This window comes from Sphingorhabdus lutea (assembly GCF_001889025.1).
GTDB lineage: Bacteria > Pseudomonadota > Alphaproteobacteria > Sphingomonadales > Sphingomonadaceae > Sphingorhabdus_B > Sphingorhabdus_B lutea.
Window position 1 is genome coordinate 16,720 of the sequence record NZ_CP018154.1, and the last position, 14,204, is coordinate 30,923.

Annotated in this window: 18 protein-coding genes and 1 tRNA gene; 4 read left to right on the top strand and 15 right to left on the bottom strand. The window is 45.4% G+C overall.

All coding sequences use genetic code 11. The features are described from left to right. Nucleotides 1-8 precede the first annotated feature (8 nt). The gene (gene metW / locus LPB140_RS00090; protein WP_232223416.1) at nucleotides 9-647 is read right to left on the bottom strand and encodes a methionine biosynthesis protein MetW; all 639 of its coding nucleotides are present in this window, start codon (nucleotides 645-647) and stop codon (nucleotides 9-11) included. Continuing rightward, a complete protein-coding gene (gene metX, locus LPB140_RS00095; protein ID WP_072560057.1) occupies nucleotides 644-1,786 on the bottom strand; it encodes a homoserine O-acetyltransferase MetX in 1,143 nt (380 codons plus the stop codon). The genes metW and metX overlap by 4 nt, the downstream gene beginning before the upstream one ends. Before the next feature lie 66 nt (nucleotides 1,787-1,852). On the opposite strand from metX, the gene hisC reads away from it, so the two are divergent. Next, entirely contained in the window at nucleotides 1,853-2,959 is a 1,107-nt protein-coding gene (hisC, locus tag LPB140_RS00100; RefSeq protein WP_072558151.1) for a histidinol-phosphate transaminase, read from the top strand. Beyond that, the gene (locus LPB140_RS00105; protein ID WP_072558152.1) at nucleotides 2,959-3,864 is read left to right on the top strand and encodes a prephenate/arogenate dehydrogenase family protein; all 906 of its coding nucleotides are present in this window, start codon (nucleotides 2,959-2,961) and stop codon (nucleotides 3,862-3,864) included. The genes hisC and LPB140_RS00105 overlap by 1 nt, the downstream gene beginning before the upstream one ends. Here LPB140_RS00105 and LPB140_RS00110 read toward each other — a convergent pair. The 4 genes from LPB140_RS00110 to ftsE are packed head-to-tail and all read right to left on the bottom strand — an operon-like array spanning nucleotide 3,861 to nucleotide 6,727. Further along, on the bottom strand, nucleotides 3,861-4,571 hold the full coding sequence (locus LPB140_RS00110) for a lysophospholipid acyltransferase family protein (RefSeq protein WP_072558153.1): 711 nt from the start codon (nucleotides 4,569-4,571) through the stop codon (nucleotides 3,861-3,863). The two genes, LPB140_RS00105 and LPB140_RS00110, sit on opposite strands and share 4 nt — an antisense overlap. Before the next feature lie 5 nt (nucleotides 4,572-4,576). Continuing rightward, on the bottom strand, nucleotides 4,577-5,110 hold the full coding sequence (locus tag LPB140_RS00115) for a YdcF family protein (protein WP_072560058.1): 534 nt from the start codon (nucleotides 5,108-5,110) through the stop codon (nucleotides 4,577-4,579). After that, a complete protein-coding gene (locus LPB140_RS00120) occupies nucleotides 5,107-6,003 on the bottom strand; it encodes a cell division protein FtsX (RefSeq protein ID WP_072558154.1) in 897 nt (298 codons plus the stop codon). The genes LPB140_RS00115 and LPB140_RS00120 overlap by 4 nt, the downstream gene beginning before the upstream one ends. A 4-nt stretch (nucleotides 6,004-6,007) precedes the next feature. After that, nucleotides 6,008-6,727, bottom strand: coding sequence for a cell division ATP-binding protein FtsE (gene ftsE / locus LPB140_RS00125; RefSeq protein ID WP_072558155.1), 720 nt, complete (start codon nucleotides 6,725-6,727; stop codon nucleotides 6,008-6,010). A 112-nt stretch (nucleotides 6,728-6,839) separates the two neighbouring features. On the opposite strand from ftsE, the gene LPB140_RS12415 reads away from it, so the two are divergent. After that, nucleotides 6,840-7,772, top strand: coding sequence for a zinc-ribbon domain-containing protein (locus LPB140_RS12415; RefSeq protein ID WP_083549740.1), 933 nt, complete (start codon nucleotides 6,840-6,842; stop codon nucleotides 7,770-7,772). On the opposite strand, the gene LPB140_RS00135 is transcribed toward LPB140_RS12415, so the two are convergent. Continuing rightward, a complete protein-coding gene (locus LPB140_RS00135) occupies nucleotides 7,769-9,148 on the bottom strand; it encodes an MATE family efflux transporter (RefSeq protein ID WP_072558156.1) in 1,380 nt (459 codons plus the stop codon). The two genes, LPB140_RS12415 and LPB140_RS00135, sit on opposite strands and share 4 nt — an antisense overlap. Nucleotides 9,149-9,219: 71 nt before the next feature. After that, entirely contained in the window at nucleotides 9,220-9,588 is a 369-nt protein-coding gene (locus LPB140_RS00140) for a hypothetical protein (protein WP_156874068.1), read from the bottom strand. 267 nt (nucleotides 9,589-9,855) lie between these two features. On the opposite strand from LPB140_RS00140, the gene LPB140_RS00145 reads away from it, so the two are divergent. Further along, nucleotides 9,856-9,942, top strand: a tRNA-Leu gene (locus LPB140_RS00145). A gap of 394 nt (nucleotides 9,943-10,336) precedes the next feature. On the opposite strand, the gene LPB140_RS00150 is transcribed toward LPB140_RS00145, so the two are convergent. The 7 genes from LPB140_RS00150 to LPB140_RS00180 form a co-directional block, all read right to left on the bottom strand. Continuing rightward, nucleotides 10,337-10,663 carry a hypothetical protein gene (locus LPB140_RS00150; RefSeq protein WP_072558158.1) on the bottom strand — a complete coding sequence of 109 codons (327 nt, stop codon included), beginning with the start codon at nucleotides 10,661-10,663 and terminating at the stop codon, nucleotides 10,337-10,339. 42 nt (nucleotides 10,664-10,705) lie between these two features. Then, entirely contained in the window at nucleotides 10,706-10,966 is a 261-nt protein-coding gene (locus LPB140_RS00155; RefSeq protein WP_156874069.1) for a hypothetical protein, read from the bottom strand. 325 nt (nucleotides 10,967-11,291) lie between these two features. Further along, nucleotides 11,292-11,738, bottom strand: a complete 447-nt coding sequence (locus tag LPB140_RS00160; protein WP_072558160.1) for a hypothetical protein — start codon at nucleotides 11,736-11,738, stop codon at nucleotides 11,292-11,294. A 2-nt stretch (nucleotides 11,739-11,740) separates the two neighbouring features. After that, entirely contained in the window at nucleotides 11,741-11,959 is a 219-nt protein-coding gene (locus LPB140_RS00165) for a hypothetical protein (RefSeq protein ID WP_156874070.1), read from the bottom strand. A gap of 439 nt (nucleotides 11,960-12,398) precedes the next feature. Continuing rightward, the gene (locus LPB140_RS00170; RefSeq protein WP_072558162.1) at nucleotides 12,399-12,827 is read right to left on the bottom strand and encodes a hypothetical protein; all 429 of its coding nucleotides are present in this window, start codon (nucleotides 12,825-12,827) and stop codon (nucleotides 12,399-12,401) included. Nucleotides 12,828-12,995: 168 nt separating this feature from the next. Then, nucleotides 12,996-13,388 (bottom strand): NTF2 fold immunity protein, encoded by a 393-nt coding sequence (locus LPB140_RS00175; RefSeq protein ID WP_072558163.1) that lies wholly within the window; start codon nucleotides 13,386-13,388, stop codon nucleotides 12,996-12,998. Between the two features lie 72 nt (nucleotides 13,389-13,460). Beyond that, on the bottom strand, nucleotides 13,461-14,198 hold the full coding sequence (locus LPB140_RS00180; protein ID WP_083549742.1) for a DUF4329 domain-containing protein: 738 nt from the start codon (nucleotides 14,196-14,198) through the stop codon (nucleotides 13,461-13,463). Nucleotides 14,199-14,204: the final 6 nt, after the last annotated feature.

The window sequence follows — 14,204 nt, forward strand, 5'->3', positions numbered from 1 at the left end:
ATTATCCTTTATCGGCGAAGCAAGAACACCGCATGCGCCGCCAATAAATTTGCCATGCCGCCGCCGCGCAATTTATTACCCGATAAAAACCATTCGCCTTCAATCTTAATATCGCGTTCTTTTAAAAATGTGCGAAAATCATCAATGGTCACATGGTGAATATTGGGCGTGTCATACCAGCGATAGGGCAATTGTTTGGTCACCGGCATCCGCCCGCGAAACATATGGGCAAAGCGTATCCGCCATTGGGCGAAATTGGGAAAAGAAACAAATGCCTGATTACCAATTCGCAATAAATGATCCAGCACCAAATCGGGACGCTTTGTCGTTTGCAGGGTCTGGCTTAAAATCGCAAAATCAAAACTGTTGTCTGGATAGGCGGCAAGGTCGCTGTCCGCATCCCCCTGAACCACCGCCAAACCGCGTGCCACCGCCGCCGATACATTGGCCGCATTTATTTCCAGCCCGCGTGCATCAATATTTTTTTGATCGCGCATCGCCGCCATTAACGCGCCATCCGCGCACCCAATGTCCAATGCGGTTGCGCCCGCGCGCACATTATTCGCAATTACCGCCAAATCAGGCCGCAATATATGCGGCGCATCATGATTGATTATTTTACGGCCCATGGGGATTTCATCATTCATTGTTGCGCCTCCAAAAATCCGGCGACAATGCGGTTCATATCCGGATTGTCGAGAAGGAAACTGTCATGGCCAAAGGCAGAGGGCAATTCCACAAAGCTGACATTGGCGCGCGCGGCATTTAATGCCTGAACAATACGGCGGCTTTCGCTGGTCGGATATAACCAATCAGTATCAAAGCTGATGAAACAAAAACGGGTTTTTGTGCCATGAAAGGCGGCGGCCAAATTGCCGCCATGTGGTTCGGCCAAATCAAAATAATCCATGGCGCGGGTAATGTATAAATAGCTGTTGGCGTCAAACCGTTCAACAAAGCTAATCCCTTGATGCCGCAAATAGCTTTCCACCTGAAAATCGGCATCAAAACCGAAACTTTTCGACTCCCTATCCTGTAATTGGCGGCCAAATTTTTCGGTAAGGCCCGCTTCGGATAAATAGGTGATATGCGCCGCCATTCGCGCCACGGCAAGGCCCGCACTAGGCCGTGCATCGCCATGATAATATCCGCCCGATTGCCAATTGGGATCGGCCATTATTGCCTGCCTCCCCACCTCATGAAAGGCGATGTTTTGCGCGCTATGCCGCGCGGCAGAGGCAATCACCACTGCCGATTTGACACGGTGCGGAAACATGGTGCACCAAGCCAATGCCTGCATCCCGCCCATTGATCCGCCAACAATGGCCGCCAAAGTTTCAATACCCAAATGGTCCAATAATATCGCCTGCGCCGCCACCATATCATTTATTGTAATAACGGGAAATTCCATACCATAGGGCGCATCCGTGCCAGGATCGATGGAGGCCGGACCGGATGATCCCATACAGCTGCCCAATACATTGATGCATAAAATAAAATATTTGGCGGGGTCGATAGGTTTTCCTTCCCCCACCATGCGTGTCCACCATCCCGGCTTTCCTGTTAATGGATGGGTAGAGGCAACATAATGATCGCCGGTCAATGCATGGCAAATCAGCACCGCATTATCGCGCGCCTCATTCAATGTGCCATAGCTTTCATACGCAAATTCAAGCGGCGCAAATTGCGCCCCATTGCTTAACGTTAATGGGCCAAGCAACCTTACTTTACGGTTCAAACCAAACTTCTCATCCATATTTTGCGCCCTATCCATATATGCTGCCATATCGGCAGAAAAAAATAGACACAATAGAATATTGGAAAAGCATGTAATCATCGCTATGGCTGCTGCATGACAAAATTATCTATACCCACGCCCAAAAGCTATATCAGCGCCATTCACGCCTATACCCCCGGCAAGGCAAAGGCCGATGATGGCCGCCCACTTATTAAATTATCCGCCAATGAAAATCCATTGGGGTGCAGCAAAAGCGCCAGCGACGCCCTTGCTGCGCAGGCAGTGGGCGCGGCCCGTTACCCCGATCCGGCCAGCAACGCCCTGCGCGCGGCATTGGCCGACACCTATGGCCTTGAAAGTGAAAATATCGTCTGCGGCACGGGGTCAGATGAATTATTAAATTTAATCGCGGCGGGATATGCCGGCATTGGGGATGAGATTATCCATGTGCGCTATGGCTTTGTTGTCTATGATATTGCCACGCGCAAGGTTGGTGCAAAGGTGGTGATGGCCCCCGATAATGATTATGCAACCGATGTTGATGCTTTGTTGGCGCTGGTCAATGAAAATACAAAATTGGTTTATTTGGCCAATCCAAATAATCCAACCGGCACGGTGATGCGTGATGAAGATGTTGCCCGTCTGCATGCCGGATTGCCCAGTGATGTGATTTTGGTTCTTGATCAGGCATATGGCGAATATTTGGACAATGATGGGCCAAGCGCATTTGATCTTGCCCGTAAATATGGCAATGTGCTGATTACCCGCACTTTTTCCAAAATTTATGGCCTTGCCGCCGAACGAATTGGTTGGGCATATGGCCAGCCGCATTTAATCGACATATTAAACCGGATTCGCGGGCCATTTAATGTGACCAGTGCGGGTCAGGCCGCGGCCATTGCCGCCCTTGCCGATCAGGATTTTGTTAAGGACAGCCGCGCACATAATGAAAAATGGCGCGGTTGGATGAATACAGAAATATCCGCGCTTTCCAATCATGGCCTGCGCGCCATTCCATCGGCCGCCAATTTCATTTTGGTGGTATTTGATGGCGCTGTATCTGCCGAAACAGCGGATAAGGAGTTAATGGATGCGGGTTATGTGGTGCGCCGATTGGCGGGCCAAGGGCTTGGTCACTGCCTTCGCATTACCATTGGCAGTGAAGAAGAAAATCACGGATTTATGGCCGCCTTGCGCGATATTTTGGAACGCGCCCGATAATGCTGCCTTTCTCCCGTGTCACCATTATCGGCCTTGGCCTTATCGGATCATCGGTCGCCCGTGCGGTAAAGGCAAATATGCCCAATATCCGCATCACCGGATATGATGCCGATGCCATGGTTCGTGAACGCGCCCGTCCCATGGGCTTTTGCGATGATATAACAGACAATGCCGCTACCGCCGTCATTGATGCCGAATTGGTCATTTTATGCGTGCCGGTGGGCGCGATGGCTATGGTTGCAGGGCAAATTGCCCATGACCTGCCCGCCGAGGCAATTATTAGCGACGTAGGCAGCTGTAAACAAAGCGTGCTGCAGGCCTTGTCCAGCGCCCTGCCCCATCATGTCATCATCCCTGCCCATCCAGTGGCCGGAACGGAGAAAAGCGGACCAGAGGCCGGATTTGCCACATTATTTAAGGGGCGCTGGTGCATTTTAACCCCGCCCGAAAATGCGCCTAAATCTGCCATTGAACAATTATCGACATTTTGGCGCAATGTGGGCGCAGAGGTGGACATTATGGACGCGAAACATCATGATATGGTGCTTGCTGTGACCAGCCATTTGCCGCATTTAATCGCCTATACCATTGTGGGTACAGCCAATGATTTGGAAGAAGTGACGCAAAGCGAGGTGATTAAATATAGCGCGGGCGGTTTTCGTGATTTTACACGGATTGCCGCGTCCGACCCTGTAATGTGGCGCGATGTATTTTTATCCAATAAAGAAGCGGTATTGGAAATGCTGCAACGATTTTCCGAAGATTTAACCGCGCTGCAACGCGCGATTCGATATGATAAGGGGGATGAGTTGGAAAGCATGTTCAGCCGAACCCGCAATATTCGCCAATCCATTGTGGAACAAGGACAGGATGATGCTGCCCCAGATTTTGGCCGCAAACATTAAATATTTTGCGTGTCGGATTTTGATATATTGAAATGGTTTATCGCGGCATAAACCCGTGCCTCTGCCTCTTCACGCGGCAATCCAGCAGGTATCATTTCACAAATATGATAGGTTAAAACGCCGCTTGACCACGGGCCAGTGCGCGGCATTAACTTTCCGCTGTCCAAAGCAATAGGCACAACGGGCAATTTCAACATTTTATACAGGCCCGCAAATCCCGATTGCAATGGCGGCATTTCGCCTGTTTTCACCCTTGTCCCTTCGGGGAATAGGATAATCGGGCGGCCCTGTGCAATGGCAGCCTTTGCCGCCTCCATCATCCGGCGCAGCGCCTTTGCCCCGCCCTCTCTATCGGCCTCTATCATCCCATATGAGCGCGCGGCACGCCCCCATAGGGGAATGGCGAATAATTCCTTTTTCGCAATCACGGCAGGCCAGTCAAAAAATCGCAGCGTGTCCACCGTTTCAAACATGCTTTCATGCTTTACCACATATAAAACCGGGCCGGGGGTCAATTGCCCCTTTACCACCAATTTTATACCCAAAATCCAACGCACGATAAATAAATGATATTTGCTCCACCCGCGCACTATTTTCGCCTGCCCCCAAGGCCAAATCCGCATGGTGGCAAATGCCAAAACCACATAAGGGACCGATCCAATGATGAATAAAATACGAAATAATAATGTTCTCATCCAACGCAACATGATGATTATATCCCAATGAGCGAGGCGATTAAACGCAGCGCATATTTATTATATTCTTTAAATAATTGAAACAAGCTGGGATGCGTGGGCAGCGCATCATTGGTGATTTTCACGCCATTGGGCATGGATAAATCCAATTCCAACCTTGCGCGGCGCATATGCCAATCATTGGTCACCAATCTTATCGACTTTACCCCATGGACCGATGCCCATCGCGCGGTTTCAAGCGCGTTTGATCTTGTGTCCACAGATTCAAAACCCAAATCAATGCAACAATCAAAAATTGCCATTTCACGGTCATATTCCGCGGCCAATTCACCCGGTTTAACATCGCGGTCCACGCCAGATATTAACAATCGTTTCGCCGCCCCATTTTCCAATAATTTTAATGCAGGTTCAATCCGCCCTGTCCCGCCGGTTAACACCACAATCGCATCGGTGCGTACTTTATTATCCGCACGTTGCGGCAGGGCAAAACCAAACCAGGCAAATCCCAAAATCCAAACAAGCAGAATAAAGGCCAAAACACGCCTAATCACAACATTTTCCTTAACGCGCGGCGGGCCGTAAAACGGGCCATCAACCATGATAAAAACATTGCCAATAATGGCACCAAAGCAATAATCAGCCAACCATAAAGTGGAAATTGGCTTTGTGAAAAAATTCCCACAGCCATTTTCGAAAATTGCCAGTCAAATATAATGATAATCACCGCCCCAAATATCACACCAACCACCGATCCCAATAGGGCATCTAGCGCAATTCGCCGTTGAAATAATCGGGCAATTTGCTGGTCGCTGCTGCCCATTTGGTGCATGATTTCAATGGTTGCCCAATGGGTGTTAAGCGCAGAACGCACCGTCAAAGCGATGGTGGCCGATGTGGCCGCCGCCAATAAAAATACCAAAAATATGGCAAGCAAGGTCATGCTTTGGGTAAAGGTAAATAAAGGTTTTAACCATTCCGCCTGTGATTCAAGGGACATTTGCGGCGCGGCGTCGCGCAATTGGGATTTTAATTGATTAAGCTCAATCTGGTTAAAATCCTCATACGTCTCTGCCTCTATCAAGGTGGGCAGATAAAGTTCCGACCCCGTTAAGCTGTCGCCCAACCATGGCGCGACCACTTCCTCCACATCCTGTGCTGGAACAATGGCGGCGGTGACAATATCGCTTCGTTTTTTTAATATATTTAAAATTTGTTCGGCCTGTTGCGCGCGCAATTGTTCATTGCTTTCCAAAATTTGTATGCTGATTTGCTTTGATATTTTGGCGCGGCTTTCCATGGCCAAATTGCCCAGCGCCAATGCCGAACCAATGGCCAATGTCGCCAAAAACATCATTATCGCAATTACCCACGGCATTGGCCCATTAAACCGCCCCTCGGGGATAAGATTGCGATGATGCGCAGGGATGTTCCAGAAATTCATCATTGCATCATGCCATATCTTTTAAAATAAGCGGGCGTGGCGGGTGGCGCAGCGAGCCGGTGGGATCGGATAATTGCCCCTTGTCCAACCGCATCATTTGCGCCCCATCAACCTTTTTCAACAAATGCACATCATGCGTTGCCACAATAACTGTTGTGCCCAATTTGTTTAACGCGGCAAATAATTGCAATAAACGCACCGCCATTTCTGGATCGACATTGCCCGTTGGTTCGTCAGCCACCAAAATATCCGGACGGCCAATAACCGCGCGGGCAATGGCGACTCTTTGTTGTTCCCCACCCGACAGCGTGGCGGGATGGGCATTTGCGCGTTTATCCAGCCCAATCCAAGACAGCATTTCATCCACCGGCCCGCGCAATTCATCCTCCGATATTCCTGCAATGCGCAGCGGCAGGGCAATATTATCGGCTGCTGATAAATGCGGCAATAAACGGAAATCTTGAAAAACAACGCCAATTCGGCGACGAAATCCGGGTAATTTGCGCCGATCCATGATCGACAAATCATTGCCGAACATTTTAATCGACCCCCTGCTGGGCATATGGGCCAAATATAATAATTTCAAAAGCGATGTTTTACCTGCACCCGAAGCCCCTGTTAAAAAATAGAAACTTCCTGGATATAGCGAAAAATTAAGCCCCGAAAGCACCTCTGCCTCGGTTCCATAGCGCAGGCCAACATTATCAAAGTTTACAATAGATTCCATCTTAGTTACGGAATAGAAGCTGATGCGCTGCAAAGCAATGCAGGATTTTATCACCAGCAAATACTATCATTACTCTTGCAACAATAGCCCCATATTCGGTAAGGCATTTTACATGTTATTAAACTGCCCCTCATGCGCAACAAAATATGTCGTGCCAGACAATGCCATTGGCGTTAATGGCCGTCAGGTGCGGTGCGCAAATTGCAAACATAGCTGGTTTCAACAAGGTCCAGAATTGGCGGCCCGCACGGATGCACCCGAAATGGCGCAAAACCCGCCCATTCCTCCTGCACCAAAAGTTGCCGCGCCAAAAGTAGCCGCGCCAACCATTGCAACACAGGAAACGCCGCAACAGCAAGCAACGCAGCATGATGCCGCGCAGCAACAAACACAACAGCAGCTAACACAACAGCACGAAACGCCTCCGCCTGCCCCATCTATTCAAGATGAGCAAAATAGGCCAAGCCAACAGGCGGTATTTGAAGAAATAACCAAAATTAAAGAAAAATTATCGCGTCCAAAGGGCGAGGATAATTTTCAAGGTGAAAATGATCAAGATATTGGCCAAGTAGCCCAGCATATGCAGGACGTAAGCGTCAGTCATTTTTCTCATGAACCGCCATTTAAACCACGCCGAAATCCGGCAAAATTATGGACAATCGCCGCCATTATCTTTGCCCTTATCATTGCGGGGGCAGCAGGCGCATTGGCATATTTTGGTCCGCCCAGCTTTTTCACCCAATATAGTCAAAAAGAGCCTGATTTAAAAATTGTGTTGCCCAAAAATTTCAAACATGGCGAAACTGGCGATGGCACAAAATATTTCATCGCCAGCGGCACTATCGTCAACCCAACTTCAAAAAAGGTTGATATTCCGGTGATGATTGTCACCCTGCGCGATGCAAAGGGGATAAAGGTCCATCAATGGGAAATGAACCCACCCGTGGCACAGCTTGCCCCCGGGGCAACAGTGGATTTTAGCGAGGCCCAGTTGGACGTGCCGCGCCGCGCCACAAAATTATTTATCAGTTGGAAATTAAATTAACATATTTGCGCGGTCATCAAATGGCGTGAGCGGATAAGCGCCCATAGATGCAATATTGTCGCGCTTAACATGCCAATGCCCGCCGCCCATGCCAAACCAATTGCCCCCCATCCGGCATGGGTGAAATAATATGCACTGCCGCCCATTATGACAAAAAATGCAATAATGCCGTTAAATGCGGCAATTTCTTGCCTGCCCAATGATCGCAACGCATAGGTGAACAGCATTTGAAGCCCATCAAAAATAAGAAAAGATAACATCACAATCATCATCGATGCGGCCAACGCGCCCACCGCTGCGTCGCTTTCAAACCACATGCTTATATGGCCTGCGAATATAATGGCGATGATACTCATCACCCCCAAAATTAAAATAGCCATTATTGCCGCCATAAAAATACGGCGCGGCACGTCATGACCCTGTGCCGCCCCCATCGCATTGCCAACGCGCACCCCCAAAGCAGATGCGATACCAATTGATAGGGCAAATCCCACATTATGCACCGATAACATCAGCTGAAATGCGGCGGCGGCTTCATTTCCCATTTGCGTGGATAAAGCGACCAAAAATATAAACCCGCCCAATTCCAAACCCGATGCAATGCCCGGCGTAATGCCAAATTTTGCCAAAGCAGCAAGATTCCGGCCCGCCCCTTTCCACAATGCCCATTGAAATAAATATGTTCCGCGTAATATTCTATCTGCATTAAAACTTGCCAAATATACCATCCACAGCGCGCCAATGGTGGATGATAAGGATGTGGCATAGCCCGCGCCCACTGCGCCCATTGCATCAAATGGGCCGCCGCCCATGGCCCAATAATATGTTATAATGCCGTTAATCGGCAATATGCCCAAATTGACCATCATCACCTTTTTGGGTTGGCTTATTCCTTCTAAAAAATAAGCAGCTGTTACCATGATAAGCTGCCCCGGAAATCCCCAGGCATAGGCCGACATGACCGCCGCCGATGGCAATTGTATTGGTGCGGCGATGAATAAAGCCGATAATATTTGCACCGGAAATAATAGGAATATCCCCATGCTGATACATCCACAGATGGCAGCAAGGATAAGTCCCTGGCGCAAAATATCGCCGCTTTGTTCATATTGACCCGCCCCATCGGCACGCGCGGCAAACACCAACACACCCGACAATCCGGCGATGGCAATGGCAAGGGCCACCCATGCCGGCATCCGCGCTGCGGCCAATGCCGCCAGCTCATCCGTGCCAAGCTGGCTGACCACCGCGACGTCGATTAACCCCATTAAAGACCAATTGAGATTGGTTAATATGACCGGCCAAGCCAGCATTAAAAGACGGGAAAATTCCCACCGAAATGAACCTGACTTTTGCGCATCGGAAAGCTGTTGCATCAAAAATGGCTAGCCCTGCCATAAATTTATAGCAATATTATATTGTCGATTTGGAAATATATGTTGGCGGCTTAATTAAACTCAACCAATGTCAATTGGCCAATATCTTTGCGCGTCTGCGCCATTTTATCATATGCCAAATTTTGCTTTTGCTCGGCAAATGCCGTTTTCGAAATATCGCCAACAATGCCGCTGCGCACATATGTTTGGCGGCCCATATCATCTTGGCCATTTTGCGTGAAAGCACCATTTTGCACGATTTTACTTGTCTTGTCAGATTGTTTATCGGCCGCATTGGCAAAGTTGATTTCCTCTGCCTTTACAATTTGAACCGTTGCAGAGGCCATTTTTTGCGCCTTTGCTATTGCCCCTTGCGGCGCGAACATCGCACAGCCCATCAATATGGGGATGATATAGGTCAAGGCGGGCTTGTTTCTCATATAAGAATAGTAACGGCTTTTTAACCAGCAAAGCCAAGGCGATTAACCTCCATTTTGGAGGACGAACGCCCCGCCCTATGGTTAATATCCGCCAAAGAAAAATTACGTCCCGCTTTGCGACAGCTGGTAAATTAAGGATTAACCAAATTTCTAATATTTGCGCGAAATTATTGTAATTTTCGTCAATTGATAAAAATGCTTTGCACTAATCGCGCGGCGTTGCTAATGGCATCCGCCTAGCCCATTGGGCTTGTCCGGCGGGCATGTGCGGCCATGGCGGAATTGGTAGACGCGCAACGTTGAGGTCGTTGTGGGCGAAAGCCCGTGGAAGTTCGAGTCTTCTTGGCCGCACCAGATATTTAATCCGCAAAATTATTTTATAAAAATATATTCTATATTATGTGCTATTCGTGACTATAAATCGCTTTTGCTTTGATATATTGCTATTCCCCATATATTTTTGATGCAGTCGCATCAGCTATTTGGGAAGCTGTTTCTTTATCTGAAGCATATCCATATTTTGGATGGTAATTATAGTCCTGTTGAAATGGCTCAATTTTTCTGCATCTTTATAGATATAGTCTTTTCTGAATTGTTCGCTATTTTTATAGTTTGAACAAGAGGATAGTATAAAAAATGAAGAAATAAGTCCTAAATATTTTAACATAAATCATTTAAATATAGTTTTTAGATTATAGCTAAATAAAATATTGGCTAAAAGGTGTGTCCTTATACTCATTAGCAAAAATCATTGCACAACATTCTCCCATATTTTTAATTTATTTATTATGAAATTGTCGACATCTTTATATAAATGATAGGTTTGACTGTATAAACTGTAACTCATTTCAAGATTTTTTGATTTATACATTCTATCGCACTCAAAATTTGTCTTTTTACCTCGAATTTCGATATAATAACAATGTGCAATAACAGCTTCCTGTTTACCTTGTGCACCTTGTTCTATTAATAGCCAACTACCTTGATGACCCTTGTGATAGAGGCGGAAATGCCCATCGATTTTATCATCTGGAACCATTTGGTATTTATCCGCAAGGCCAATGCTGCCATGCACGGCCGCATCATCGCCTAAAAAAACTTGTAAAGCCGATTTGCCTTACTGATCAATGGAACTAGCATGTTTAATGATTGGTGTTAAAGTTAGAGAATAGTCTCCGTCAAATCCAGATATCATAGTGGGATATGAGGCTATTTTTTCGTTAACTTCGCGCGCCTCAAAAAAAAGGCCAATTTCATCACCCTCTATGGCCGAATTTTCATATGATTTGACAAATGCGTCAACCAATTCACCGCTTTGAAATTTTAATAAATTTTTCTTCGGGATGAGATATTCTTGATTGCCAATAATATGTTTCACCTCATTGGGATTTTGGCATGATATGACAAACACAAATAATGAGATGATAGATATAATTTTAGGAACGAAATTTTTTCTCATGGACACCTCCTGCACCAAACAGCATCTGGAACAACCGAACCAAGGCCAGAGCCGCCAAATGTACTGGCTGGCAAACCGTGTTTTTTGAAAACTTTATGATGATAGCCTCTAATTGCATCAGATAAAAGCCATTTATCTCAGTTCTTTAATAATATTGCATCGCGCACTCTTGTCCAATCAACCCCCACCACCAAGCCAAGTATATGACCCCTATGCCGGCGCATCGGTTAGGAGATCAATCAAACTAATTCTGGAAAACAGCTTCAATAATATATCCGTCAATTGGTGCTGTATTGGTTTTCAGATTTGCACATCTTGCTATTCTTGCAAGATAAACCGTTTGAGATTCCACATTATTTGCTCTCTCTAAAATAATTTCACCTTTGCCATATATTATTGTTATATAGGAGGACGCGCCGTCGTAAGGTGCCGTAAAATTAGCAATATTTGAATATGTAGTATGTTCTAACTTACCTTTTTGCGGATCTTTACTAGCAACCAAGAATGCATTCATGTCTAAATCCGAAGAAGGAATGCAATATATGATGTTTTTAGTATCATATTTAAATGCAATTTCAGTTTTACTTTTTGCAACCATTTCAATTTTGAGCTTGTCATTTTCGGGCTCTTTATGCGTTACTGCCGAGCATGATAAAGTTAACAAGGGTAGGAAAATAATATTATATTTCATAATCACTCTCCAAACCCAAATGCATGAGCCAGTGCATTGGCATTATTTAGAGTTACAGTAGGCCCAAATTTTGCCGCAGCTAGAGCAGCCTCACGTCCATATCCACCGAAAGTAAATAACGTGTCGGTTTGTAAGGATGGAGGGGTGCAGGCATGCGGGGCATGTTTGCGTGCGACGACACCAACTGTGGGGGAGTAGATATGAGAGGTGGGAATAGGCATGGTGAGAAGCGCACCCATTTGGCAGGAAGAGGCGTGGCAGGATGACGCGTTATGATAATTGCTAAGCAAATCCTCTCCCCCTTCATCCACATAAATATCTAATATTGATAAATAAACGCGATTATTACATGAAAGTCAATATGTTAGTGCTATGGAAAATAGACCTAAATCGTCTCCATTACGATGCGAATAATATCCCCATTCAAAACCAAGCACCCTTGTCCAATCAACCCCCACCACCAAGCCAAGCATATGCCCCTGATGCCGGCGCATCGGTTAGGAGATAGGAGGCGGAAAATTTATTGAAGATGCTATTTTAAATCAATCAAATTAATTTTGGAAAACAGCTTCAATAATATATCCGTCAATTGGTGCTATATTGGTTTTCAGATTTGCACATCTTGTTATTTTTACAACATAAACTGTTTGTGGTTCAACATTAATTTTGTGGCGGCGGGCCTATCCCTAACGGCATGGCGCCAGCGCCTAATCCATGCGCCCAGATGCATAATTTGCCATCCTTGCAAGGATAATGTGCATCAATTATTGTTGCGACATGGTTAAATCTTTCACATGAAATGTTTTTGTCGGAACGAAGGAATATATGTCTAGGAATTGATGCCTTGGTATCATTCAGGTCCTTTTTTAGGAACTTTACCAATTTACGCTCTGAACTGAATTTATACCCCCAATATGTAATATCATCTTTATGGACAGTTACTTCTGTAAATGCCGCTATTTCGGTGAATTCTATTTCATCATAAACCCAATGGTCAATCTTAGAACAAGTTTTGGGAACTTCGTTCTCAAAATAAGATGTGTAAGGCGTAAAAAGCAAGGCTAAAGCTACGATATTAAAAATTTTCATTGACCTGTCCAATCCGCAATACAATGATTTTTACATCCTTGTGTAGACTTTCTTAGTTCATAATCTGAGCGATAACCATAGGCTTTTGTAATGATGGCTTCGGAACGGTAAGCTGGCCAATGCTCTCTTCCCCTGCCGTATTAGAATAATGGTGTAAAGTGATCTGTATTATTTCCCATGACTCAATCTAATTATAGCACCACTTTGCTTATCAATTATAATTAAAACTACGCCGCCTTTTACAGCTATATTTGATTTATTTTCAGGTATTTGACCGGTTATCTTCCAATATTTTTCGCTATTCGTAACTATAAAAGGCTTCTGCTTTGATATATTGCTTTTCCCATATATTTTCGATGCAATTGCATCAGCTATTTGGGTAGCTGTTTCTACATCTGAAGCATAACCATATTTAGGTTTGTAATTATGGTCCTGTTGAAATAGCTCAATTTTTTCCTTGCCTTTATAAATATAGTCTTTTCTGGATTGTTCGTTATTTTTATAGTTTGAACAAGAGGATAGTATAAAAATTGAAAAAATAAGTCCTAAATATTTTAACATAAATCACCTAAGTATATTTTATTAGATTATAGCACAATAAATTTATTGGTTATAGTGGTTTAGTTCTTATACTCATTTGCAAAAATGTCCCGGTGTACAATATTCTTGGGGCCGACTTTCAGGCGGAGGCAACGGTTCAGGTGCCGATTGATTTTTTGTATTTCCGATTATTGCTATTCTCTCATCATTTTTTGTCTGAATATTATCCTTTTTGTTTGGATTAAATTCCTTAATGCTTCCACTAGGGGTAGCTAAATAGCCAATTGTGCCTAAGTTTTGACTATTGTTAATATCTGTAGGGCTAAAATTTTCTTCATCATATTCTGGTGTTTCTGCACCATGAGCGTGGTAATCAGCGACTATTTTAGTAAATAGTGGGCTTGTTTGCTTGATAGTAACCCCATCAATTGTACCCTTTTGTGGGCTTGTATAACTAAATGTTCCGTCTAGTCTTTTATATATTACGCCACCGTACTCCCTGTTTTCATTTATCGATTTATTGTTTATGTCATGAAGTGCGGCCATTGCTGCAAGGCGTATTGTTTTATAGCGTTCCCCCGCTTTCATCCCACTTGGATCAACGCTGTTCACCGGATCATTGCCGACATAGGCATATAGGTTCATTTGGTCGTCATATCCAATTGGGTCGGTTTGTAAAAAGCGGCCTAGTGTGGGGGAGTAGATGCGGGCTTTATAATGGTAGCGAGCATGGCGCTCTTTCGGGGAAAGAGCAGCCACGTACAGCCCGATTTCTGGCCTTAACTTTTTATGCCTAAGCTTTTCATTTTGGGCTTGTGCTTGCATCACCATGCCCCC

Excerpts from the sequence above, each read along its gene's own strand:
- metW (WP_232223416.1), bottom strand. The coding sequence starts at position 647 with ATGAATGATGAAATCCCCATGGGCCGTAAAATAATCAATCATGATGCG.
- metX (WP_072560057.1), bottom strand. The coding sequence starts at position 1,786 with ATGGCAGCATATATGGATAGGGCGCAAAATATGGATGAGAAGTTTGGT.
- hisC (WP_072558151.1), top strand. The coding sequence starts at position 1,853 with ATGACAAAATTATCTATACCCACGCCCAAAAGCTATATCAGCGCCATT.
- LPB140_RS00105 (WP_072558152.1), top strand. The coding sequence starts at position 2,959 with ATGCTGCCTTTCTCCCGTGTCACCATTATCGGCCTTGGCCTTATCGGA.
- LPB140_RS00110 (WP_072558153.1), bottom strand. The coding sequence starts at position 4,571 with ATGTTGCGTTGGATGAGAACATTATTATTTCGTATTTTATTCATCATT.
- LPB140_RS00120 (WP_072558154.1), bottom strand. The coding sequence starts at position 6,003 with ATGATGAATTTCTGGAACATCCCTGCGCATCATCGCAATCTTATCCCC.
- ftsE (WP_072558155.1), bottom strand. The coding sequence starts at position 6,727 with ATGGAATCTATTGTAAACTTTGATAATGTTGGCCTGCGCTATGGAACC.
- LPB140_RS12415 (WP_083549740.1), top strand. The coding sequence starts at position 6,840 with ATGTTATTAAACTGCCCCTCATGCGCAACAAAATATGTCGTGCCAGAC.
- LPB140_RS00135 (WP_072558156.1), bottom strand. The coding sequence starts at position 9,148 with ATGCAACAGCTTTCCGATGCGCAAAAGTCAGGTTCATTTCGGTGGGAA.
- LPB140_RS00140 (WP_156874068.1), bottom strand. The coding sequence starts at position 9,588 with ATGAGAAACAAGCCCGCCTTGACCTATATCATCCCCATATTGATGGGC.
- LPB140_RS00160 (WP_072558160.1), bottom strand. The coding sequence starts at position 11,738 with ATGAAATATAATATTATTTTCCTACCCTTGTTAACTTTATCATGCTCG.
- LPB140_RS00165 (WP_156874070.1), bottom strand. The coding sequence starts at position 11,959 with ATGCCTATTCCCACCTCTCATATCTACTCCCCCACAGTTGGTGTCGTC.
- LPB140_RS00170 (WP_072558162.1), bottom strand. The coding sequence starts at position 12,827 with ATGAAAATTTTTAATATCGTAGCTTTAGCCTTGCTTTTTACGCCTTAC.
- LPB140_RS00175 (WP_072558163.1), bottom strand. The coding sequence starts at position 13,388 with ATGTTAAAATATTTAGGACTTATTTTTTCAATTTTTATACTATCCTCT.
- LPB140_RS00180 (WP_083549742.1), bottom strand. The coding sequence starts at position 14,198 with ATGGTGATGCAAGCACAAGCCCAAAATGAAAAGCTTAGGCATAAAAAG.